Here is a 21,993-nt window from a genome sequence, read left to right as displayed (position 1 = left end):
ATTGCTCAAAATTTTAACACATACAAAAGAATTGATTATGGAATTTACTGCTTTTTCGCGCCAAGTCATTGATCAACTAGAATCTGATATCACAGCCTACCTCCAAGCCTGCAAGTTACCCTCACCGCTGCATGAGGCAAGCCTATACGCGATGACCAATGGCGGCAAACGGGTACGTCCTTTACTGATTGCAGCAACTTTTGCCACAGTAAGAACCAACAACAGTCTTGCCCACCCATCCCATCCATTGTCTAATGACGTGCGCCGTGCCATGATGGCGGTGGAGTGTCTGCACGGCTATTCGCTGGTGCATGATGACTTGCCTTGTATGGATGATGATGCGCTGCGCCGAGGTCGCCCTACCACCCATATCGCCTATGGTGAAGCTGCTGCCATGCTGGCCGGTGACGTGCTCCAGACCTTGGCGTTTGAAGCCTTGACCCATGCGTATTTTGGTGAAAACAGTGAATTTGCTACGCCGCTTTCTGCCACGTTTGCGCCGCGAGCAAGGCGGATGGTCATGGGGCAAATGCTGGATTTAAATGGCGAACACCAACAACTTAGCCAAACTGAGCTTGAAGCCATCCACCGTGACAAAACAGGCGCGCTCATTGAAGCGTCGGTCTTGATGGGTGCCATCTGTGCCAACGCAACTGACAGCGAGCGCCAAGCACTCAATAGCTTTGCCGAGCAAATTGGCTTGGCTTTTCAAGTACAAGACGATATTTTAGATGTGACTGCCGATACCAAGCAGCTTGGCAAACCTGCGGGTAGTGATGAAAAATTGGATAAATCCACTTATGTCAAACTACTGGGTGTGGCAGCTGCCAAAACCTACGCGCAAAGCTTATTTGATACCGCTAAAAATGCAGTGATTGCTGAATTTGGCGATGATAATTATTTGGTAGATTTGGCAGACTGGTTGTGGACAAGAGACAAATAGTTATTTCTTCCTAAGCCCAGCAAACAAGCCTTCGTGGTTAATTTTTGGCATTTTCATGGTCACGGTGTTTGATAGCAAATCATGTAGCGCCAAGCCTTGCTTATTGACCCATGCAAACCAATAATTAAACAATAGCCCGATAAACATACTAAAATACAGCGCACCCACCGACTGGTGGATGAGATAGCCTATCATCCCGCAGACCACCGGCAATAAACACGCGGCTAATATCCGCATCATCGATTGCCGCCAACTTAGCAATGAGCCATCACGGTTCATGGTTTTAAGTCGCCAAGTCTGCATGCCAAGCGTCTGCCCTGCCTTACGCCAAAATACCCCATAAAACCCGACCAAGATAATCACGAACGCAGGGATTTGCACAATATTACGATACCATAGCGGTAATGTCGCCGCTTGCTTCATATCCGTCCCTGCCAAACCTAGCAGTTTGGTGCCCAATACAATAAGCAGCATCTGCACAAAAAACAGCATCGCCAAAATCAACATACCATCATACAGCATAGCAATCAGCCGAGTAGCCGCTTTTGCCATCACAGGTTCTTCTGGCAATGGCGCTGATGGCATGGATTGCGGTTGGCTGTTGGTTTTAGCTGTTTTTAATATTGGGGCTTTGGTCTTAGGCATAGGTATGGCAAGCGAATGATGGTAGTGGTAGCGAAATTGTAGCCTAAATACAACCAAAACGCTATGACTCAAACACCAACTACAGACTCATCAGCGCATGACTCAAATAAACGTAACTGGGATAAACATAACTCAGATCAACATAAATGGGATGAAAATGCCTTAGGCAATAGTGAGGCAGGGGTGAAAAAAACGGAACGGCAAAATAACCCGCCGAGTAATATGAGGCATAAAAAAATAAAACATAAAAAAAATCGCCTAAACTCAAAGAGCGGCGATTAATTTTAACAAAGTAATTAGTGGTGCGCTTGGAGGGAGTCGAACCCCCGACCCTCAAGTTCGTAGCCTGATGCTCTATCCAACTGAGCTACAAGCGCTTAACTAATGTCTTCGTTTGAAGTGGGCGCTATTATAAGTTAGAATATTTATTTTGTCAAACTTTATTTTAAATAATTTTAAAACTAATTTTGCTTCAATAAATGGCGGTGACGGAGGGATTCGAACCCTCGATACAGTTTCCCGTATGCAGCCTTAGCAGGGCTGTGGTTTCAGCCACTCACCCACGTCACCGAATTGGTCTTACTTATCTATAACACCGTACAATAATTTTAGTCAATGTCGCCATTAACCTCAAGTATTGTGGGTGGGCATTATAACAAACCAATCCAAATTTGCAAGACTTTTTAAAAAAATTATGTGAGAATAATTGCAGCACCTTGGCAGTGGCACTGTGCCTACGCATAACGCCTACCTATAACCCAGTCGTTATGTGATAATCTGTTTGAAACTAATGATTAAAAAAACCATTTAACCAATCCTTTATAAGGATTGATAACCAGCCTGTGAGAATCTTATGTCAACCCTTGCTACCCTTGCCCCTATTTTAGTACCCAGCATGACACTGCGCCCCACTGTATTGTGTTTTTCGGGGTTAGATCCATCAGGCGGCGCAGGCTTGCAAGCGGATATTGAGTCGATTGGGCAATCAGGGAGTCATGCAGCGATTGCCTGTACCGCAGTGACTGTTCAAAGTTCACAGCAAGTTTTTGGGTTTGAGGCATGCGCAAGTGAGCTGGTAAGGGCGCAAGCACTGGCGGTGCTAAATGATTTGCCTGTCAAAGCTATCAAGTCAGGGATGCTTGGCACCACTGACAATATTGCGATGCTCGCGCAGCTTTTCACCGATGGCAGTATTGCAACAGGTACGCCGTATGTGCTTGACCCCGTACTGGTGGCCAACAGTGGCGGTGCGTTAGGTGACAAAGACACTTTGGTGGCTGCCTTTGCCCAGTTGACCCCTTTTGCAACCCTAATGACCCCTAACAGCATTGAACTGCGTGATTTAACAGGCATCGACAATCTACACGCCGCCGCCAAAGATTTGTGTCAACAAGGTGCCAAAGCAGTGCTAGTCAAGACGTCTCACGATAGCCAAGCCGCTGGTATCGAGCAGTATTTATACGTTAATGACAACCAAACCTGCCGACTGGCATACCAAGCGATTTTGCCAAGACTGGCGGGTGAATATCATGGCTCAGGCTGTAGTCTGGCAAGTTATATCGCAGGTCGTTTGGCACTGGGTGATGAGCTTGTGACAGCGGTACAATGCGCAGATATTTGGATACAACACGTGCTCAAAGTCGCTGACATTGTCCACCCTCATGGTCAAAGAATTCCCAAGCGCTTTCATTACACCTCAATGTTAGGTTAGGCAAGCTAGTATGGGGTTATTATTGGAGTGGTCGATTGTCAAGACGTTGCTATTACAGTTAGGTGTGATCGCCCATTTTCTCATCACGCTTTGGCTAGTTGTGCGGGTTATTCAACAGCAGCGCCACCAAAGCGTGGCAATCGCTTGGATTGCGGTGTTATTTGCCCTGCCTGTTGTTGGCATCATCGGTTATATGTTATTTGGTGAAATCAATATTGGGCATCAGTATCGTAAGCGCAGTTTGATGGCGCAAAAATTACTGCGTGACTTTGCCAACGCTCAGCATATTGATTTTAATGAAATTTCCAAAAATTTAGACACCGAAGCACGGCAACTGAGCAATATCGCCCTATTAAAAACTGGGCTTGGCGTGTATGACCATCATACGCTGACGCTGATGACAGACGCTGACCATATTTTTGCTAGTTTATTAGCTGATATCCGTGCGGCAAACACGATGATTTTGCTAGAGTTTTATATTGTATCGCCACAAGGCCGGGTGATTGAGTTATTAGAAGCTTTGATGGCGGCTACCCAGCGCGGCGTATCCGTGCATTTGCTCGCTGATAGCGTTGGCAGTCATGCGTTTTTTCGCAGTTCGTGGGTAAACAAACTCAAAGATGCTGGTGTTTTTGTGCATGAGTCGCTGCCCGTGGGTTTGTTCAAGACTATTGTCAAACGTATTGATATCCGCAATCATCGTAAGCTGGCTATTTTTGACAATTGCTATGGCTATACGGGAAGTTTTAATTTAATCGACCCCGATTTTTTCAAACAAAACGAGCATGTGGGTAAATGGATTGATGTCATGATACGGGTGGAGAGCCATGATACCGTCAATTCGGTGAAAGCCATGGCACTTGTCACGACTACAGATATCAGCGCAGAAACCAACGCCAATTTTTCCGGCCTTAAAAAAATCGTTAATCGCTTTACCAAGTCGTTCTATACTAAGTCGCTGTATATTGGCACCTCAAAGCTGCATCATCACAAATTACAACACGTGACTAACACTAGCGAGGTGGCTCAAAACGCTAACACTGGCGTCACCCAGCCGCCCCTGCTTAACATTTTGCCGCTGCAAAGCAACCTACAAGCTTACCCATCGGTGAGTCAAGTCAGTTTGCAGCTGATTCCATCGGCGCCAGAATTAACCGGGCACGTCATCTACGAAACCTTGGTGTGTGCGATTTTTGCCGCCAAAAAACAAGTGGTTATTACCACGCCTTATTTTGTGCCCGATGATGCGCTGCTGCTTGCTATCACTACCGCTGCCAAGCGTGGGGTCAAGGTGATTTTAAATGTACCCAAAAAAGTAGATTCGGTGTTGGTACGGTTTGCTTCACAGGCTTATTTTGAGCCGCTGTTGTCAGCAGGGGTGCAGATTTATTTGTTCAATGCCGGCTTGCTACATGCCAAGATTTTGTGCGTGGATGACGATTATTGCTTGTTTGGTACCGTCAATATGGATATGCGCAGTTTTTATCTGAATATGGAGGTGAGTATGGCGATTTATAATCGTACCATGACCCAGCAAATGCTCACTTGCCAGCATGAATACCTGCAACAAAGCGAGCAATTACAGCGCGATGGATGGCAGCAGCGTAGCTTTGGGGCAAAATTCTTGGACAACGCGATTCGCCTGTTTAGCCCACTGCTTTAAAACTTAATCATTTAATCGTCGTTTGGGAAAGATTAGAGGGTTAATAGATAAACACCTACGGTTTGCACCAAGGTTTCTAGCAAAATAATCAAGAAAAAACCCAGCATAGGTGCCAAATCAAGCATGCCTGTGGCAGGTAATACTTTGCGAAATGGCTGAATAATTGGCTCACTAAGCAAGGTGAGCAGGCCAAAAATTGCTGGCATTTTTTGGGTAAAAAGCATCACCCAGCCCCCGATAAACGAGCCAATAATGATGTACTGACACATTCTTAAAAAATCAATCAGCAAGGTCACCGCCGCCACAAAAAACATCATGACGGGTGAGAAATGCCGCGATAGATAATCGACCATGGCTAAGTTCACCTCTGGCATATAAAACAGCCCAATATTTTGGCTATCAACGCGCATCATGCCAAGCACGCCCCAAATAAAAATCATCCGCAGCAAAAACAGTAGCACCAAACTTGCGGTATTGATTCTGCCATCGCCAAGGGTTGGGAAAATACGTCCAAACACATCGACAATGCGTGTCATACGATAAATGGGTTTAGCAAACGCATCCTTTGCGGTAATGCCAGCAAACTGCAGCATAAATCGAAAGAAAACCAGTATCATCGCCGCCGCGACGACGATATCAAACAAACCTGCCAAAAGATTAGTCATGCCCTGTGTTTATCCTTATTTGCTGCTTACACACTTGTTAACGATAAGACGTTAAGATAGTTAATTAAAATTTGCTGTTGTAGCCAATTTTATAGCCAAACCGAGTTATTTGCCAAACGCTTGGCTGAGCTCACGCGAGCGCTGCTCACATGCTAGCATGGCATCGGCAATAATTTGATGCATTTGTTTGGCATCCATCACTTCAATTGCCGCTTGGGTAGTCCCATTGGGCGAGGTCACTTTGCGACGCAGGTCAGCTGGCGTATCATGACTGGTCAATGCCATTTGCGCTGAGCCCAATGCCGTTTGCATTGCCAAAGCCGTTGCTTGGGTTTGGGGCAGCCCCAATTTTTCACCCGTGGCAATCATGTTCTCTAACATATAAAAGAAATACGCAGGCGCTGACCCTGAGATAGCGGTCACGGCGTGCAGTAGGTCTTCGTCATCGACCCATAACACCAGTCCTGCCGCAGACATCACTTGCTGCGCAAGTTGCTGCTCCGCCTCGCTAACCCTGGCTGTCGCGTACAAGCCTGTGGCACCCATTTGAATCATCGCAGGGGTATTTGGCATCGCCCGCACTAGCTTGACTTGCGGCCCCAACCATTCGGCTAAACTATCGGTACCAATCCCTGCGGCAATTGAAATAACCACTTGCTCGCCCCAGCTGTCTTTGACTGGCAGTAGCACATCTTTAATGACCTGCGGTTTGACGGCGAGCACGACCACATCAGCTTTTTCGATGGCGTGCTTGGTATCGTCGATATTGCTCGCATTGTAAGTATTTAAACCTTGGGCCTCAAAATCCGCTAACTTCTCGGCATCGGTTTCAACCACATGCAGTAGGCTACTTGGCTGACCTTTTGCTAATAGCCCTGCGATTAGCGCCGATGCCATATTACCGCCACCAATAAAAGCGATATTCAGAGAAGTTGTGGTTGCCATAGATGTCCTTTGTAATCATTTTTTTGGGGTGACGAAAGCAGTTAAAAGAAAGTAGTTAAAGTGTTCGCCCTCGCTATTATTCGCAAATAAGTCTACCATACCTACTGCAAATTTTGATGACAAATTTACAACGTAAATTGGTATACATGGCGCAAATTCAAGCGATTCGTAGCGGTTTGATAGTCTTAGTCCATGACAGTCTCAATCCATGCTAGTGTTAAATCAAGGAGCGTCACTCATCAGACTGTCTGTCCAAACCAAGTGCCATGGACAAGGCGCTTGGGTAGCCAAATTCAGCTCACTGGCATCTGCTAGCCAAACACTGATATTCGGCAATAATAAAGCGAACCGTTTTGGTATTTGGGATGCAATGAGTGCCTTTTCTTTGTTGTCATCCAGGATGACCACTTTGGCAAATTGTCGCTCCCAGCTAGGAATATCAAATCGTTGGCACAGTTTTTTAAACGATTGGTGAAAAGATTGTGACAATAATTGAAAAGACTCATTGGGCAACACGGCTCTGCTAGCAAGCACCAATTCTAGAGATAGCCCCACAGATAATTCCTCAGATAATCCCACATCGGCAGTCAAATTGGCTAATACCCTGTTATCTGACTTGCTATGAATCGCCTTCACATAATCGGCATCAAGACGGTATAACGTATCGCGGTATTTTCTAATTTCAATCCCCTGCCACTGCAAAATCGCTTGCTGGTCTGTTTGCGCTGATTGTAGTAACTGCTCAATTTGTATAATCAATTGCCGAGTGGGGGCAAATTTTTGTGAGCCTTTGACCCAATGATGCAATAGGTTAAAGCGTCTCGCTTGGCTCAATGATTTTAGATTGGGGATATGCAAACATTGCTGATGACTTGTCCAGCCATTTGAGCGCTGACATAGCGCCAAATCTTGTTGATATTGGTCATCAACTATGTGATGCGCTTCGGTTAGGTTTTGCTGGGTGCGGGTGATATTTTGCACTACTTTATGAAAGCGCTCATCAAGGAGTGGCAAAATCTGATTACGTAAAAAAGCGCGCTGATTAGTTACGCCAAAATTGGTAGGATCATCGACATGAGGGAGATGGTGCGCTGCTATAAAGTCGCTAATCTCATCACGCGTTACCCCGAGCAACGGACGCCATAACCAAATGGGTTTGCCGAATTCGTGTTGCACCGCAAACGCCGTCATCCCTGTCAGTCCTGCCAATCCTGTCCCTTGGCATAGGTTCATCAACAAGGTTTCCACCTGATCGTTGGCGTGATGCGCCAAGGCAACAATGGCATTTTCGCCTGCAATCTGCATGATGGCATGATAGCGAGCGGTTCTAGCTTGCTGTTCATTGACTTGTTGTGTGCCGACTTGTTGTTCTTGGCTGATTGTGCTATCGGCTCCATAAACTTGCTGCGATTGCCAATCGATACAAACGCTGTCATAGTCGATGTGGTGCTTGTGGCAATAGCCTTCTACCAGTTGTTGCCAGTCATCACTGATTTTTTGCAATTTATGGTTGATATGAATGACATGAATCGGTAGTTGTAGCTGCTGACAGGCGAACAGTAATGCCATCGAGTCTCGCCCGCCACTGCATGCAATATAAATTTTAGTGGCAGCCTTGGAGTGCGTGTTGATATGAGTTTGATAACTTTGTTTAATCGCTTCAATGACAGGTGACATACGGACAGGTGACATAAGGGTAGACGACATAGGGATAGACGACATAGCGCTCAAGCTCATGCGGCGAGAGAAAAACAGTGGGATAAAACAAATGCGATAAAATAATGGGCGCCTCAATAAACGCGCATGGGTCACTAAAATAGGTCAAATCACTGACAATCAAGCAGAGGCTTTTGGTAAGGACACCGTAGAATTAAAGCTCATTAATTTTTCATAGCGTTGTTGCAGACGCTTTTGCTCATCCAGCTTTATAAGCAACGCTAGCTGTTGCTCCAGCGTGGCTTTAAGGTTGGTCATAGCGACATCGCTGTTAATATGCGCGCCCTCCCCTTCCCCGATGACTTCATCAATCAAGCCAAGTGATTTTAAATTTGCTGCACTGAGTTTCAACGCCTCGCTGGCTTGTGGCGCTTTTTCAGCCGTTTTCCATAGAATCGATGCACAACCTTCAGGCGAAATCACAGAATAAATGCTGTTTTCTAGCATATTGATACGATCAGCGACGCCAATCGCCAGGGCACCGCCTGACCCCCCTTCACCGATTACCGTGGCAATCACAGGCACATTCAAGGATGAAAATACCGCAATACTTTGGGCAATCGCTTGCGCTTGACCACGCTCTTCTGCACCCACGCCAGGATATGCGCCTTGGGTATCAATAAAGGTCAACACCGGCAATTTAAACCGTTCTGCCATTTGCACCAGTCTAACTACTTTGCGGTAGCCTTCTGGGTTTGCCATACCAAAATTGTATTCAATACGCTCACGGGTGCTGCGACCACGATGTTGACCAATCAGCATGACAGGCTGGTCGTTAAACATCGCCATACCCCCCAAAATCGCTTTGTCATCGGCATACGCGCGATCCCCTTGCAGCACATCAAATTCCGTGAACAGCTGGTTGGCATAATCCAAAAATAATGGTCGTTTTGCATGACGTGCAAGCTGTACTTTTTCCCAAACACTCATTGTCGTTATTCCCTTGTTTTACTGCGACTGTTGTCATCTCAAAAGAGTATGACAGACCTAAGCTCTTAATTTAAAATTTAAAAATTTGCTTAGCTATTTACTTAGCTGTTTATCTAACTATTTACTTACCCAATAGCTGGCTCATAAGTGGCAACGGATAAGCTCATGCCCCACTTTTGCCAAATATCAATTTCATCTTGCAAATCTGATAGCACAAGACTTGCGTTATCATCGGCTAAATTTACCGAAACTTCCCAAGTATGGTTATCTTTAGCCGCTAGCTGAATCGGTAGCGTATCATGTTTGCTACGGCTGTGATGCACCAGTACCGCTAGGCGTAAAATCAGGGTTAAATACACCAGATTGTCACCGCCCACCATTTTGACTTCATCAAAACTATCAGGTTTTAATTTACGGCGATGGTGCATGACGAGCTGCGACAAGCGTGTTTTATCGACTTGTGAGAACCCATCAATATCCGAATTTTCCAGCAAATAGGCACTGTGCCTGTGATAGCTACTATGGCTGATGGCAAGACCAATTTCATATAGATAGGCACCACGGCGAAGTAAATCCGCATCCTCTTCATCAAGCCCCAAACGATTTCTCACTTGGTCAAACAGCTGCTGGGCGGTACGTACCACACGTTTTGCTTGTTTTCTATCGACCGAATAACGCGTCATCAAGGCTTGTACACTGCGATCACGCACATCTTCACTGGCAAAACGCCCAAGCATATCGTACATGACGCCTTCACGCAGTGCACCATCTGAATAAGAAATCGTATCAATGCCCAACACATTCATCGCTGCCAACAGCACCGCGACACCAGCCGGCAACACTGCTTTACGGGTGTCTTTAATATCAGCAAAATCAATATTGTCGATATGCTTTGCTTTAATTAGTAATTTTTGGATTTCTTTGACACCGCTGTAGGTCACACGAGCATTTTCATCGGCAAGTCCAAGTTGCAGCAAAATTTGATTGACCGCTTTAATCGTACCACTTGAGCCCGTGACACTATCCCAACCTGTTTTTTGGTATAATCGGCTAATACCAAGCACTTCTTTTCTCGCCGCAGCAATCGCTTTTTCAAACGCTTTTTCGGTGATAGCGCCGTCAGTAAAATAGGATTTGGTAAAGGCAACACAGCCCATCTGTAAGCTTTCGGTCAAAATCGGGTCAAAGCCTTTACCAATAATAAACTCCGTCGAACCACCCCCAATATCAATCACCAAGCGTTTATCGGTACTGGCATTGGTATGAGAAACTCCCAAATAAATTAAACGCGCTTCTTCTCGCCCAGCAATGACTTCTAAGGGTTTGGGTAAAATTAAATTGGCTTGTCGAATAAATTCATCCGCATTCTTGGCTTGGCGCAGGGCATTGGTAGCCACAATCCGTAACCGCTGTGGGGAAACAGCGTCTAGTCTTCCAACAAAACGGGTCAAACAATCCAGCCCGCGTTTTTGTGCCTCAAGCGACAAATAGTTGTTTTCATCAAGTCCAGCGGCAAGCTGCACTTTTTCTGACATTGATGCTAATTTTCGTACTTCCCCATGGTCTAACCGCGCGATGGCAAGATGAAAGCTATTTGAGCCAATATCAATGGCGGCCATAAGTTCGTTGTTAGCAAGTAAGTCAGGCATATTTCACTTAGTGTCGGTTAAAGTCAATAATTCGATTAAACACCATTTTACGCATTTTCACCCTTGAGTAAAAGCCATTTTATTGCAACTGCCATTTTTGCCTCCTCCCATGCCTGTCCATCGGTAAAAAGAATTGACTGTAATATTTTCTAAAAAATTCTATCGTTACAATCATTTAGATACAATTAATTAGATGCCATTAATGTTTCTTATCATAACTATCAAAACAATTAACCATAGCCATACCCTGTTTTGGGGTTGTGATATGCTAAGATTACCCTATCATGATAATTACAATAAAGTAATTTGCCGTTGGGTGTCTGTTTAATAGATTTCATTATCCTATCATTGTTTCTATCACTGTTTGATTGTATCCAATATTAAGATTTTTTTATTAGGCAAAAACAAGCACTGGGCAAAAACAAGGGTTTGGGTCATTACTTAACCGTAATCCAAAACCTAACAGTTAACAACATCAACACGTAGGAGTTACTATGTCTTCAGTTATTCATGCCGATGAAGGTACTTTTGAAAAAGCAGTACTACAATCAGATACCCCAGTATTGGTCGATTTTTGGGCAACTTGGTGTGGTCCATGTAAAGCCATCGCCCCTGTATTAGACGAGCTTTCTTCAGAATATGAGGGTAAAGCGCGAATCGTGAAAATCGACGTTGACCAAAATCCAAACTTAGCTGCACAATATGGTATCCGTAGCATCCCTACCTTATTTATGTTTAAAAACGGTGAAAAAGTGGATGCCACTATGGGTATGCAACCAAAAGCCCAATTGACTGCCCTTATCAATAAACACCTATAATCGCTAGGGTAAGAATCACTAGCGTAGGTTAAATTGAATTTTTATATTGGTAACGGTGTCTTTTTTGATAGTTACCAATGAGATTCGCCGCGATTTTGATACTTGTGAGTAAAAAAATCGCGGTTTTTTATGTCGATACATTGACAAACGAATATGTCAAGTCGTATAGTGTGTTTCACAAAATAACTATCTTATCGATATGCTTAACGTCACGTTAGCAGGCATTTACCAGTATTCGGTATTGTCTGTGTGCAACGCTTAGTTAATCATTTCAAACGTTTCTATTTTTTTCTCTTTATATTCTCTTCACCCCTACTGTCTTAAAACGATGCAGCGCCTTTGCTCGACTCACGTTTTGAGGTGGTTCAAAATTAGTTATTGATGATTTACCTATGAATTTGACTGAACTCAAGAAAAAATCGATTGCTGAATTGTTGTTGATTAGCGAGCAAATGGGTCTAGAAAACATGGCCCGTAGTCGCAAACAAGATATCATTTTTGCTATTTTAAAAACCCACGCCCGAAACGGTGAAGCTATCTATGGGGATGGCGTGCTTGAGATTTTGCCCGATGGCTTTGGTTTTTTACGATCGTCGGAAGGCTCTTATCTAGCAGGTCCCGATGATATCTATGTGAGTCCGAGCCAAATTCGCCGTTTCAATCTCAAGACGGGTGACTCAATCGCAGGGACGATTCGCCCACCCAAGGATTCTGAGCGTTATTTTGCCCTATTAAAAGTTAACGAAATCAACTTCGACACCCCAGACCGCTCTCGCCACAAACTGATTTTTGAAAATTTAACCCCACTTTTCCCCACCCAGCAGCTTCGCTTAGAACTGGGTAACGGTACCACAGAAGACTTAACCGGCCGTATCATTGACTTGATTGCCCCGATTGGTAAAGGTCAACGCTCAATTATTGTCGCCCCACCAAAAGCGGGTAAAACTGTACTGCTACAATCTATCGCGCAATCCATCACCAAAAACAACCCAGAATGTTATCTCATCGTGCTGCTCATTGACGAGCGTCCTGAAGAAGTGACCGAGATGCAGCGTACGGTGCGTGGTGAAGTGGTCGCATCGACCTTTGATGAGCCGCCAACCCGTCATGTACAAGTCGCCGAAATGGTGATTGAAAAAGCCAAACGCTTGGTTGAGCACAAACAAGACGTGGTGATTTTACTTGACTCCATCACACGCCTTGCCCGCGCTTACAATACTGTATTGCCTTCATCGGGTAAAGTATTGACTGGTGGGGTGGATGCCAATGCCTTAGAACGCCCAAAACGCTTTTTTGGTGCCGCGCGTAATGTCGAAGAAGGCGGTAGCTTGACCATTATTTCAACCGCTTTGATTGACACAGGCAGTACCATGGATAAGGTGATTTATGAGGAGTTTAAGGGGACAGGTAACCAAGAAATTACCCTTGAGCGAGACATTGCCGAAAAACGGGTATTCCCTGCCATCAATATCAAAAAATCGGGCACTCGCCGTGAAGAGCGTTTGATGGATGAAGCGATGTTACGCAAAGTATGGATTCTGCGCAAACTGCTACACCCAATGGATGAACTACAAGCTACCGAATTTTTGCTAGAAAAACTTAAAGACTCAAAAACCAATGATGAATTCTTTGAGCAAATGACGCGTAAAGATAAATCTTAATCGTGTTATCGCTTAATCCTGTTAATTAGCTGACTTATAAAAATAAAAAAGCTCAACCTGGTGTTGAGCTTTTTGTTGGCATCTTTTTCATTGGCGTCCTTTGAGCTTAAATCGCACCGTTACTTAAATTGCACCACTAAAAGTATCGCATTGGTTGATATCACCCGATTTTAGACCGCGTGAAAACCACGTCATACGTTGTTGACTGGTACCATGGGTAAAGCTATCAGGGACAGCGGCACGACCACTGGCTTGGGCTAAACGGTCATCACCGATTTGCTGCGCCGCATTAATCGCTTCTTCAATATCGCCTTGCTCTAAGAATTGAACACGTTGTTGGTTACGGTTTGCCCAAACACCGGCGAAACAGTCCGCTTGTAGCTCTTGACGCACTGATAAGTTGTTGGCTTGTGCTTCAGTGGCACGGCGACTGGCTTCATCCACTTTTTGGCTAATACCCAATTGATTTTGCACATGATGACCCACCTCGTGAGCAATCACATAAGCCTGTGCAAAGTCACCTGCTTTACCTTGGTTTTGCGCATCACCTGAGCCATTTTGGTCACCTGTGATACCCAATTTTTGGCGCATTTCTTGGAAAAAACTGGTATCAAGATAGACGCGTTGGTCAGCAGGACAATAGAAAGGCCCTGTCGCTGAAGAAGCGTTACCACAACCCGAGCGTACCATACCATTAAATAATACTAATTTAGGCTGTTGGTATTGCATATTGTTTTCACTAAAAATTTGACCCCACACTTCTTCTGTGTCTTTTAACACCACTGAGGCGAATTTTTGGTCGCGGTCAGCCGTTTGCTGGTCAAGGGTTTGTTGACCACTACTATTTCCACCTGTGATTGCAGAACCTGTTTGCATGGCAGTCATAGGGTTCATACCAAACACCAGCCACAAAATCAACCCAATGATAATACTACCGATACCGCCGCCCACAGCTTTACCGCCGCTGACCAGTACATTTGAACTACCGCCACGATCTTCCCACTTCATACCAATACCTCCTTAAATATTGTCTTGCTTTTATAATATGCTCATATAGTTTGCTTATTTTGGCATTGTAGCATTTTGCCTAAAAATTACTGTGTGAAATCGTAGTTTTATACAGATTTTTGACAATAAACCCTAACAATATACCACTAATGTAACTTATGATTACCTATCTAGAATCTGCCAAACCTAATTAAAACTAACCATTTATCGCTATAAAAAATTATTTTTTCGATATTTTTTAATCAACTTCTACAAATAGGAAAATTTTGTAAATTTACAAAAATAAAGATATCTTTGCCATATTTTTATGCGTATAATACGTCATTTTCCGCGAAAAGCTAAAAAAGATATCTTTTTCGTACGATATTAATGAGTCTAAAAAGTTGTATTTGTGATTGCGGTGTTATTTTGTTACAACCTTTTATCAGATTTATTATATTTTTTTATGCGAAAGTTATTCTATCTTGACTAAGTTTCCGCTACAATATTGCCAGTTTCATGTCCCGTGTGTCTTTAATTCTAAATAAACTCTTTATTTAGAGTATCGTCGAGTGAATACGGGGTTATTTTCTTTAGGAGAACACGTAATGAACGTTAAATTAATCGCTGTATCAAGTTTAGTTGCTGCATCTTTAGCTATGACTGCATGTAGCAAAAAAGAAGAAGCTGCACCAGCTGCTGCCTCTACCACTGCCTCAACTACTGTTGCTTCATCAACAACTACTACTACCACTGTTGAAGCTTCTGCACCTGCAGTAACTGCATCTGCTGCAACTGTTAACGCTTCTACTGTTGTTGTAGACACTGCATCTGCTGCTGCACCAGCTTCTGCTGTTGCTGACGCTGCCAACCAAGTTGCTGCCGCTTCTGCTGCTGCAACTGTTGCTGACGCTTCTGCATCTGCTGCAAAATAATCAGTTTTTTTAAACTGAACAAAAAGGAAACCCGAGCGGTTTCCTTTTTTTATGGTTAGAGATTTTGTATGGCACAAAATTTTTCACATTATTTTTTAACATCATCTAGACACTAAAAGAGTGGGTCAATTGCCCACTTTTTCAGCTACCTGGCTTTGTTAGCCAGCTGATTTTTTAGCTAATTAATTTTTTAGCTAATTAATTTTTTAGCTAAGGGACTTTTTAGCTAAGTGACTTTTTAGCTAAGTGACTTTATTGTTTAACAGGGGTAGCCGGCATAAACTGCGCTTGGTTGACATCCGTGCCATTGGCTTGATGCTGCGTTTTTAGTGATTTTGCTACTTCTGGCGGCATATAATTCTCATCATGCTTTGCTAATACTTCGCTTGCTACAAAGGTACTACCTTCAAGCGAACCTGTGGCTACCACGCCCGAACCTTCGGCGAATAAATCTGGCAAGATGCCTTTATAAGATACCGGTACGGTGGATTTAAAATCGGTGATTTTAAATTTGACATTGAGCGGGTCTGTACTATCTCGCTCGACACTACCACGCACGACCATGCCCCCTGCTCGGATACGGGTATCTTCAGGTGCCTTGCCTTGACTAATGGTTGTGGGGTCAAAATAATAGTCGGTTTGTTGTCCTACCGCATAAATCACAAGGACGACAGCAATGATTGCGCCAAATAAGGTTGCCATCACCCACATTAATTTTTTTTGTCGAACTTTATTCATCGCTTTTTTTCATCTCACTTTTGATGAACCAAACCCTATGGGGCTACTTGTCTATTATAACACCGATTAGGCCGATAGATACTATTATCACCTGCCCTTAGCGGTACGCTGATGACGCTGTTGCTGGCGCGCCTGCTGGGTAGTGATATCTCGGTAGGTCGCTTTACGCTGACTACGACTAAAAAAGACAAGCGCGACAATGCCTAGTAAGGTCAGTAGCCAAGTTGACCACACATAGCTACCATGCCCATCCATGGCGATAAACTCGGCAACATTATGAAAATACGGGCTCATTGGTGACCTCAGATTTGGATTTAGGTTTAGAGAATGGATTGATGCCATAGAATTAAAGCTATCGCTAGTTAAATGGCGACAACTTTAGCTAGGATAAGCTTAGCAATAATACTTTAACGATATAGCCGTTTGCATTCATCAATCACCCACTGCTTGCTACTTTCGCGTTGCAAAATCAAGGTGTTGGTACGATAGATGGTCAGCGCAGCCACCAAAAAATAACTGCCTAACATCATCAGCAACAACGGCATATACATATCAGGCGGCATTTTTGGACGCTCAGTTACGGTAAATGTCGAGCCTTGGTGTAGGGTGTTCCACCAGTTGACAGAATATTTGATAATCGGCAAATTAACTGCACCGACAATCGATAAAATCGCCGCCGCTTTACCACGACTGGCAGTATGCTCAAATGCGGCAAATAGTGCCATCACGCCTGCGTATAAAAACGCCAAAATCAGCATAGAAGTCAGACGCGCATCCCATACCCAGTATGTGCCCCAGGTAGGTTTTGCCCAAATCGAGCCTGTGAGTAGACTTAACACACAAAGCATAAAGCCAATCGGCGCAATCGCTTGGGCAACCAAATTGGCGGTTTTAATTTTCCACACCAAAAAAATCACCCCCAAAATTGCCATACCTAAGTAAATTGACATGGCTAGACTGGCAGTGGGAACATGGATAAAGATAATGCGATAGCTATTGCCTTGCAAATAGTCGGGTGGCGCAAACGCTAATCCCCAAACGGCACCCACCGCTAATAGCAGCGCAGCAATGACAGCTAAGTATTTCACCCAAGGTGCAAAAATACGATAAAACTCTTTGGTGCCAACAGTTTTAAGAAATCCTTGCCAAAGGCGAGAAAAAAAGCCAGTTTTGCCAACGTTTGGGGTAATTTCTGCCATGGAATGCGCCTTGCTTTTTTTTCTAAAATGAATGTAAGCCATCAACAATAAGATATTTGTTCGCTTATTTTACTGGTATTTGGGGATTTTTTCATCTAAAAATCATCAGCTTAACCAAGCCAGTTTTAATGAAAATGCAATCACAAAAGGCGTGACGATGACTGCCAAAATACTGCCTGCCAGTAATAGGGCTAAAATCGGATAACCGTTAAGCCCCATGGCAAATTGCCCCACTGCCCCCGTGGCAAAAATCAGTACAGGGAGCTGCATCGGTAACGAAATCAATGGCACTAACACCGCGCCGTTTTTTAGTGATAATGTCAAGCTACTGGCAATCGCTGATAAGCATAGCAAAATCGGACTGCCCACCAAAATAGAAGCACTCAGGGCAATGGCTGCTTGGCTGGTCAAACCAAAAAGCGGCATCGCCAAAAATGCGAGCAGACACACCATGCCTGCACTGGTCAGCCAATGCACGATGAGCCGTACTAGTACCCAAGTGGGAATCGAGGCACGAGCGACAACCAATTGCGCCAGTGTGCCGTTATCGAGTGCTGGGCGAAATAAGTTTTCCATACCCATGATCAGCGACAATAACGCTGCAATCCATACCGCAGGCACGCCCAGTTGCTGCAATAATTTTGGCTCCGTCCCCATCGCCAGTGGAAATAAGGTGATGATAATTAAAAACAACACCAGTGGATATAACCACTGCACTTTGTTTTGCTGCTTGATTTGCCATTCGCGTTGCCACAGAGCAGAAAAATCAATCATTGCAGTTGCCCCTAAACCATATACAAGGTTAAATCTAATTGCTTGTTGGCGACGGCGACAGTTTGGTGACTGGTCATGAGCACTGCCCCGCCGCGCTGAACGAATGTCTGCATCAAGTGTTCAATTTTGGCAATCATATTGACATCAAGCGCGGTCAGCGGCTCATCAAGTAGCCAGCAAGGAAATTGCGCTACATACTCCAGCGCAAACAGCAAGCGTGCCAAACCCACGCGGCGCGTCTGCCCTGCCGAGAGTTGATAGCAGTTGATTTTCTCATAACCTGCTAGCCCAACCCAATCGAGTGCTTGCTCAAGTTCCTCTGCGCTTGGTTTGATGCCATACAAGGCTAACAAAAATCGCAAATTTTGCTCAACGGTGAGTTGCAAATGAATACCCAATTGGTGCGCCACATAAAATGGCTGCACAGGTAGTCCTGCCTTGCCCTGCCAGCTGATATCACCGGTCAAAACAGGAATCAACCCTGCAAGCTGCATCAAAAATGTGGTTTTGCCGGTGCCATTTTCACCCACCAAATGACAAATATCGCCACGGTTTAGCACCAAATTCACCGCTTCACACAGCGGAAATTCGCCACGTTGTATAGTGACATTGTGACAGTTTAGCAGCGAACTGGTCGCCGAGATAGGCATAGTAGTGGGCATTGGATTTGGCATAGCATTGGTTAAAATTTGCAAGTCATTAAATAGATAACAGATTAAATTGATAAATCACAGCCTCATACCCATTGTATAGATAATTGGCTAAAGTTGTGTAGAAAGCTTATTATATACTAACTTGCGATAGGTCTTTGCTATTATCAATATAAAGTATCCATATAAAGCTTGGTGATAGCGTCAAAGTTTTGCCAACCCGTTTGTTAACTTTTTTGTTTTTTAACTGTTCTGCTTTTCGTTTTTCTTTCTATTTTTAGCTATTTTTTCTTGGGTAAGTGAAATCAATGACCAAAAATCCGAAGCGTTTATGGCAACGCCTAAAACTGTTCTTTACTGCTGAAAAATCAGCATCACTCCCTGTAATCGATAAAACAACTGACTCTGGTCAGTGTGCTGAGACAGGTGAGCATAGCGATGCTACTGGCTATCAGCCTTTTGCTAAAAACCCGGTCAATGCGGCGTTCGATGAACATAGCCATTCACAAGATGAACCGTTTTTAGCCAGTGAGTCGCTTGATGCAGATGACGAATTAGCGCTACAACCGATTACCCCCGATGAAATAGAGCACATCTTAGCCAGTATGGGTTATCAATTTATGTATCACCCTGCCAGCGAGCAAGATGAGCAAAGTATTCATCACTATACGATGCAAGTGTCGGATAAAGAGCGGCATTGGGGTTGTATGATTCGTTTTTTTAGTGAGCAGCAATTAATTGCGGTGTACAGTGTTTATCCTACTGCGATTGCTGAAGCCAACCGCCCAGAGATGCTCGCCATGCTGGCTTATCTGAATTATGATTTAATGATTGGCAATTTGGAAATGGATGTGATGGATGGCGAGCTGCGCTTTAAGACGTCGCTTGATTTGGAAGTGACGGGGGTGAGCGAGCTAATTATGAGTTATTTGCTACAGAGTAATTTCTCGTTGTTTTCACGGCTGTATGACACCATTCGCGAGATGATTGAGCAGCCCCATACTACGCATGATTTGCAAGGTGCGGTAGACAAGCTGATTGACTCTCAGCAAGCCCGCAATTTTTTCTTAGCATCTGATGCCATTCAATAAGCAGCGGCCAACATAAAAAAGGCGATGACATTCATTCATCGCCTTTTTTATGACATAGTAAAAGCTGCTACAACATGGCAGCGACTTCCGCGCCTTCACGAATAGCACGTTTGGCGTCCAATTCGCCTGCCAATTTTGCCCCACCAATCAAGTGATATTGGGCTGTCAAGTCATCACCCACGGCAGGCATTAAGTCATTGACCGATTCTTGCCCCGCGCAGATAACGATACTATCAACGCGCAATAATTGACTATGACCGTCTGGGTTGGTAATCCAAATGCCTTCATTGGTAATTTTCTCATAGCCAATGCCGCTCACCTGTTTGACGCCATGCTTATTGATATGAGCACGGTGCACCCAGCCTGAGGTTTTATTGAGACCTGCCCCCAAGCGACCTTTTTTACGCTGCATCAAATACACTTCACGGGTCGGGGTAATGGGCTCTGGTTTTACCAGTCCACCTTCGCTGTCATAGTGTGGGTTGGTGTCTACGCCCCACTCACGTTTCCATGAGATTACGCTTTGCGGATGGGGTTGATAAATTACGTTACCTTGGGCATCTTTTTCAAACGGTTTAACATGGGTAGAGGTCAAATATTCGCTAACATCGAAACCAATACCGCCTGCGCCTATCACAGCGACTCGCTTACCTGCAACTTTTTGACCCGATAGCAATTCGGCATAGCTCATCACTTGTGGTAACTCTACCCCTTCAAAGTCAAGCGCCCGTGGCACAACGCCTGTCGCAATAATCACATCATCAAACTGACCTGACTCTAGTTCCTCTTTGCTTACTTTATGATTCAGTTTGAGCTCAATGTCTAAACTGTCCACCAAATTGGTAAAATAGCGGATGGTTTCAAAGAACTCTTCTTTACCTGGAATCACTTTAGCATAGTTAAACTGTCCGCCGATTTTATCCTGTGCTTCAAACAAGGTGACCTGATGACCGCGTTTGGCGGCGACCGTCGCCGCTGATAAGCCTGCCATGCCCGCGCCCACTACGGCAATTTTTTTGGCTTTTTTGGCAGGTTTATAGACCAGTTCGGTTTCATAACAGGCTTGGGGGTTGACTAGACAGGTTGAGCGTTTATTGTCAAATGTATGATCTAAACACGCTTGGTTACAGCCGATACAAGTATTAATCAGATGGGTCTGCCCAAGGCTGGCTTTTGTTACCCAATCTGGGTCTGCCAAGAACGGACGCGCCATTTGTACCAAGTCAGCTTGGTTATCTGCTAGCAGCTGCTCGGCAGTCTCTGGCATATTGACACGGTTGGCAGCAATCACAGGGATAGTCACGTGGCGTTTGACTTCAGCAATCACATCAGCAAACGCTGCGCGTGGCACTGACGTGACGATAGTGGGAACACGCGCCTCATGCCAGCCAATGCCCGTATTTATTATAGTCACGCCAGCTTTTTCGATGGCTTTGGCGATGGTAATGACTTCATGCATGGTGTTGCCATCGGGCACCAAGTCAATCATCGACAAACGGAAGGTGATAATAAACGCTTCCCCCACCGCCGCACGTATCGCTTTGATGACTTCGAGCGCAAAACGCATACGGTTTTCTAGACTACCACCCCATTGGTCGGTACGCTGATTGACGTGATTGCTTAAGAACTGATTGAGCAAATAGCCTTCTGAGCCCATGATTTCGACACCATCATAGCCCGCCATTTTTGCAAGTTTGGCAGTTTTGGCATAGTCTTTGATAGTCGCCAAAATATTTTTTTCACTCATTTGACGGGGTTTGAAGGGTGAAATAGGCGACTTGATGGGACTGGCTGATACCGCCAATGGATGATAACCATAGCGACCGCTGTGCAGAATTTGCAAGATGATTTTGCAGTCATATTGGTGCACAGCTTTGGTGACTTTACGATGGTTTATCACATCGCCTTTGTGATTGAGCGTCCCACCTGCCGGCACCAACCAACCTTCACGATTGGGCGAGATACCGCCCGTAATCATCATGCCAACACCCCCTTTGGCGCGCTCGGCAAAATAAGCGGCTAGCTTTGGATAGTTAAAAAACCTATCTTCAAGCCCTGTGTGCATCGAGCCCATCACAATACGATTTTTTAACGTGGTGAATCCTAAATCCAGGGGTTCAAAAATATGCGGATAATGGGTGTTATGAGTGGATATCTGGCTGTTATTTGGCATAAATAATCCTTGGCAGTAATTTCCTTTCACTATTTGGTCACATTAAGGAATTAATCTTGTCACTTTGTCAATGAGCTCGTTTTCATAATCAATTCGTTAA

At 44.6% G+C, this 21,993-nt stretch carries 21 protein-coding genes and 2 tRNA genes; 7 read left to right on the top strand and 16 right to left on the bottom strand.

Features of this window, described 5'->3' with window-relative positions; all coding sequences use genetic code 11:
- Positions 1–37 precede the first annotated feature (37 nt).
- Entirely contained in the window at positions 38–943 is a 906-nt protein-coding gene (locus tag ACAM37_RS01100; protein ID WP_369626335.1) for a polyprenyl synthetase family protein, read from the top strand.
- On the opposite strand, the gene ACAM37_RS01095 is transcribed toward ACAM37_RS01100, so the two are convergent.
- A complete protein-coding gene (locus tag ACAM37_RS01095; RefSeq protein WP_060994536.1) occupies positions 944–1,588 on the bottom strand; it encodes an RDD family protein in 645 nt (214 codons plus the stop codon).
- Between the two features lie 63 nt (positions 1,589–1,651).
- Here ACAM37_RS01095 and ACAM37_RS01090 point away from each other — a divergent pair, with 63 nt between their 5' ends.
- Entirely contained in the window at positions 1,652–1,870 is a 219-nt protein-coding gene (locus ACAM37_RS01090; RefSeq protein ID WP_060994535.1) for a hypothetical protein, read from the top strand.
- An 18-nt stretch (positions 1,871–1,888) separates the two neighbouring features.
- Here ACAM37_RS01090 and ACAM37_RS01085 read toward each other — a convergent pair.
- Positions 1,889–1,965, bottom strand: a tRNA-Arg gene (locus ACAM37_RS01085).
- 103 nt (positions 1,966–2,068) lie between these two features.
- Positions 2,069–2,158 (bottom strand) — tRNA-Ser (locus tag ACAM37_RS01080).
- Positions 2,159–2,489: 331 nt separating this feature from the next.
- On the opposite strand from ACAM37_RS01080, the gene ACAM37_RS01075 reads away from it, so the two are divergent.
- Positions 2,490–3,299 carry a hydroxymethylpyrimidine/phosphomethylpyrimidine kinase gene (locus ACAM37_RS01075; protein WP_369626810.1) on the top strand — a complete coding sequence of 270 codons (810 nt, stop codon included), beginning with the start codon at positions 2,490–2,492 and terminating at the stop codon, positions 3,297–3,299.
- Between the two features lie 10 nt (positions 3,300–3,309).
- Entirely contained in the window at positions 3,310–4,962 is a 1,653-nt protein-coding gene (locus ACAM37_RS01070) for a phospholipase D-like domain-containing protein (protein WP_369626334.1), read from the top strand.
- A 32-nt stretch (positions 4,963–4,994) separates the two neighbouring features.
- Here ACAM37_RS01070 and ACAM37_RS01065 read toward each other — a convergent pair whose 3' ends face one another.
- The 5 genes from ACAM37_RS01065 to ACAM37_RS01045 form a co-directional block, all read right to left on the bottom strand.
- Positions 4,995–5,627, bottom strand: a complete 633-nt coding sequence (locus ACAM37_RS01065; RefSeq protein ID WP_100285136.1) for a YggT family protein — start codon at positions 5,625–5,627, stop codon at positions 4,995–4,997.
- 105 nt (positions 5,628–5,732) lie between these two features.
- Positions 5,733–6,572 (bottom strand): pyrroline-5-carboxylate reductase, encoded by an 840-nt coding sequence (gene proC, locus ACAM37_RS01060; protein WP_369626333.1) that lies wholly within the window; start codon positions 6,570–6,572, stop codon positions 5,733–5,735.
- A gap of 222 nt (positions 6,573–6,794) precedes the next feature.
- A complete protein-coding gene (gene tilS, locus ACAM37_RS01055) occupies positions 6,795–8,279 on the bottom strand; it encodes a tRNA lysidine(34) synthetase TilS (protein ID WP_369626332.1) in 1,485 nt (494 codons plus the stop codon).
- Positions 8,280–8,408: 129 nt separating this feature from the next.
- Positions 8,409–9,218: an acetyl-CoA carboxylase carboxyltransferase subunit alpha gene (locus ACAM37_RS01050; protein WP_369626331.1), complete on the bottom strand. Its 810-nt coding sequence runs from the start codon at positions 9,216–9,218 to the stop codon at positions 8,409–8,411.
- Positions 9,219–9,343: 125 nt separating this feature from the next.
- Complete coding sequence (locus tag ACAM37_RS01045; protein WP_095356620.1) at positions 9,344–10,867, bottom strand: Ppx/GppA phosphatase family protein; 1,524 nt, start codon at positions 10,865–10,867, stop codon at positions 9,344–9,346.
- A 494-nt stretch (positions 10,868–11,361) separates the two neighbouring features.
- Here ACAM37_RS01045 and trxA point away from each other — a divergent pair, with 494 nt between their 5' ends.
- Both trxA and rho read left to right on the top strand, forming a co-directional pair.
- Positions 11,362–11,685: a thioredoxin gene (gene trxA, locus ACAM37_RS01040; RefSeq protein WP_036589854.1), complete on the top strand. Its 324-nt coding sequence runs from the start codon at positions 11,362–11,364 to the stop codon at positions 11,683–11,685.
- Between the two features lie 392 nt (positions 11,686–12,077).
- The gene (gene rho, locus ACAM37_RS01035; RefSeq protein WP_060994528.1) at positions 12,078–13,346 is read left to right on the top strand and encodes a transcription termination factor Rho; all 1,269 of its coding nucleotides are present in this window, start codon (positions 12,078–12,080) and stop codon (positions 13,344–13,346) included.
- A 123-nt stretch (positions 13,347–13,469) separates the two neighbouring features.
- On the opposite strand, the gene ypfJ is transcribed toward rho, so the two are convergent.
- The 7 genes from ypfJ to ccmA all read right to left on the bottom strand — a co-directional run bounded on the left by ypfJ (position 13,470) and on the right by ccmA (position 18,653).
- Entirely contained in the window at positions 13,470–14,354 is an 885-nt protein-coding gene (ypfJ, locus tag ACAM37_RS01030; RefSeq protein WP_144918730.1) for a KPN_02809 family neutral zinc metallopeptidase, read from the bottom strand.
- 532 nt (positions 14,355–14,886) lie between these two features.
- Complete coding sequence (locus ACAM37_RS01025) at positions 14,887–15,345, bottom strand: hypothetical protein (RefSeq protein ID WP_369626330.1); 459 nt, start codon at positions 15,343–15,345, stop codon at positions 14,887–14,889.
- A 175-nt stretch (positions 15,346–15,520) separates the two neighbouring features.
- Entirely contained in the window at positions 15,521–16,006 is a 486-nt protein-coding gene (ccmE, locus tag ACAM37_RS01020; RefSeq protein ID WP_369626329.1) for a cytochrome c maturation protein CcmE, read from the bottom strand.
- 87 nt (positions 16,007–16,093) lie between these two features.
- Positions 16,094–16,300 (bottom strand): heme exporter protein CcmD, encoded by a 207-nt coding sequence (ccmD, locus tag ACAM37_RS01015; RefSeq protein WP_076776455.1) that lies wholly within the window; start codon positions 16,298–16,300, stop codon positions 16,094–16,096.
- A 113-nt stretch (positions 16,301–16,413) separates the two neighbouring features.
- Positions 16,414–17,205, bottom strand: coding sequence for a heme ABC transporter permease CcmC (gene ccmC, locus ACAM37_RS01010; RefSeq protein WP_201665614.1), 792 nt, complete (start codon positions 17,203–17,205; stop codon positions 16,414–16,416).
- A gap of 105 nt (positions 17,206–17,310) precedes the next feature.
- A complete protein-coding gene (locus tag ACAM37_RS01005; RefSeq protein ID WP_007117161.1) occupies positions 17,311–17,979 on the bottom strand; it encodes a heme exporter protein CcmB in 669 nt (222 codons plus the stop codon).
- 11 nt (positions 17,980–17,990) lie between these two features.
- On the bottom strand, positions 17,991–18,653 hold the full coding sequence (gene ccmA / locus ACAM37_RS01000) for a heme ABC exporter ATP-binding protein CcmA (protein WP_369626328.1): 663 nt from the start codon (positions 18,651–18,653) through the stop codon (positions 17,991–17,993).
- 284 nt (positions 18,654–18,937) lie between these two features.
- On the opposite strand from ccmA, the gene ACAM37_RS00995 reads away from it, so the two are divergent.
- Positions 18,938–19,720, top strand: coding sequence for a YbjN domain-containing protein (locus tag ACAM37_RS00995; protein WP_369626327.1), 783 nt, complete (start codon positions 18,938–18,940; stop codon positions 19,718–19,720).
- Positions 19,721–19,787: 67 nt separating this feature from the next.
- Here the strand turns inward: ACAM37_RS00995 and ACAM37_RS00990 are convergent, their stop codons facing one another.
- The gene (locus tag ACAM37_RS00990; protein WP_369626326.1) at positions 19,788–21,893 is read right to left on the bottom strand and encodes an FAD-dependent oxidoreductase; all 2,106 of its coding nucleotides are present in this window, start codon (positions 21,891–21,893) and stop codon (positions 19,788–19,790) included.
- Between the last annotated feature and the right edge of the window lie 100 nt (positions 21,894–21,993).

The organism is Moraxella sp. K23 (genome assembly GCF_041154765.1).
GTDB lineage: Bacteria > Pseudomonadota > Gammaproteobacteria > Pseudomonadales > Moraxellaceae > Faucicola > Faucicola tetraodonis.
The sequence above is the reverse complement of the archived record's forward strand: the minus strand, read 5'-3'. Positions and strand labels throughout refer to the sequence as shown.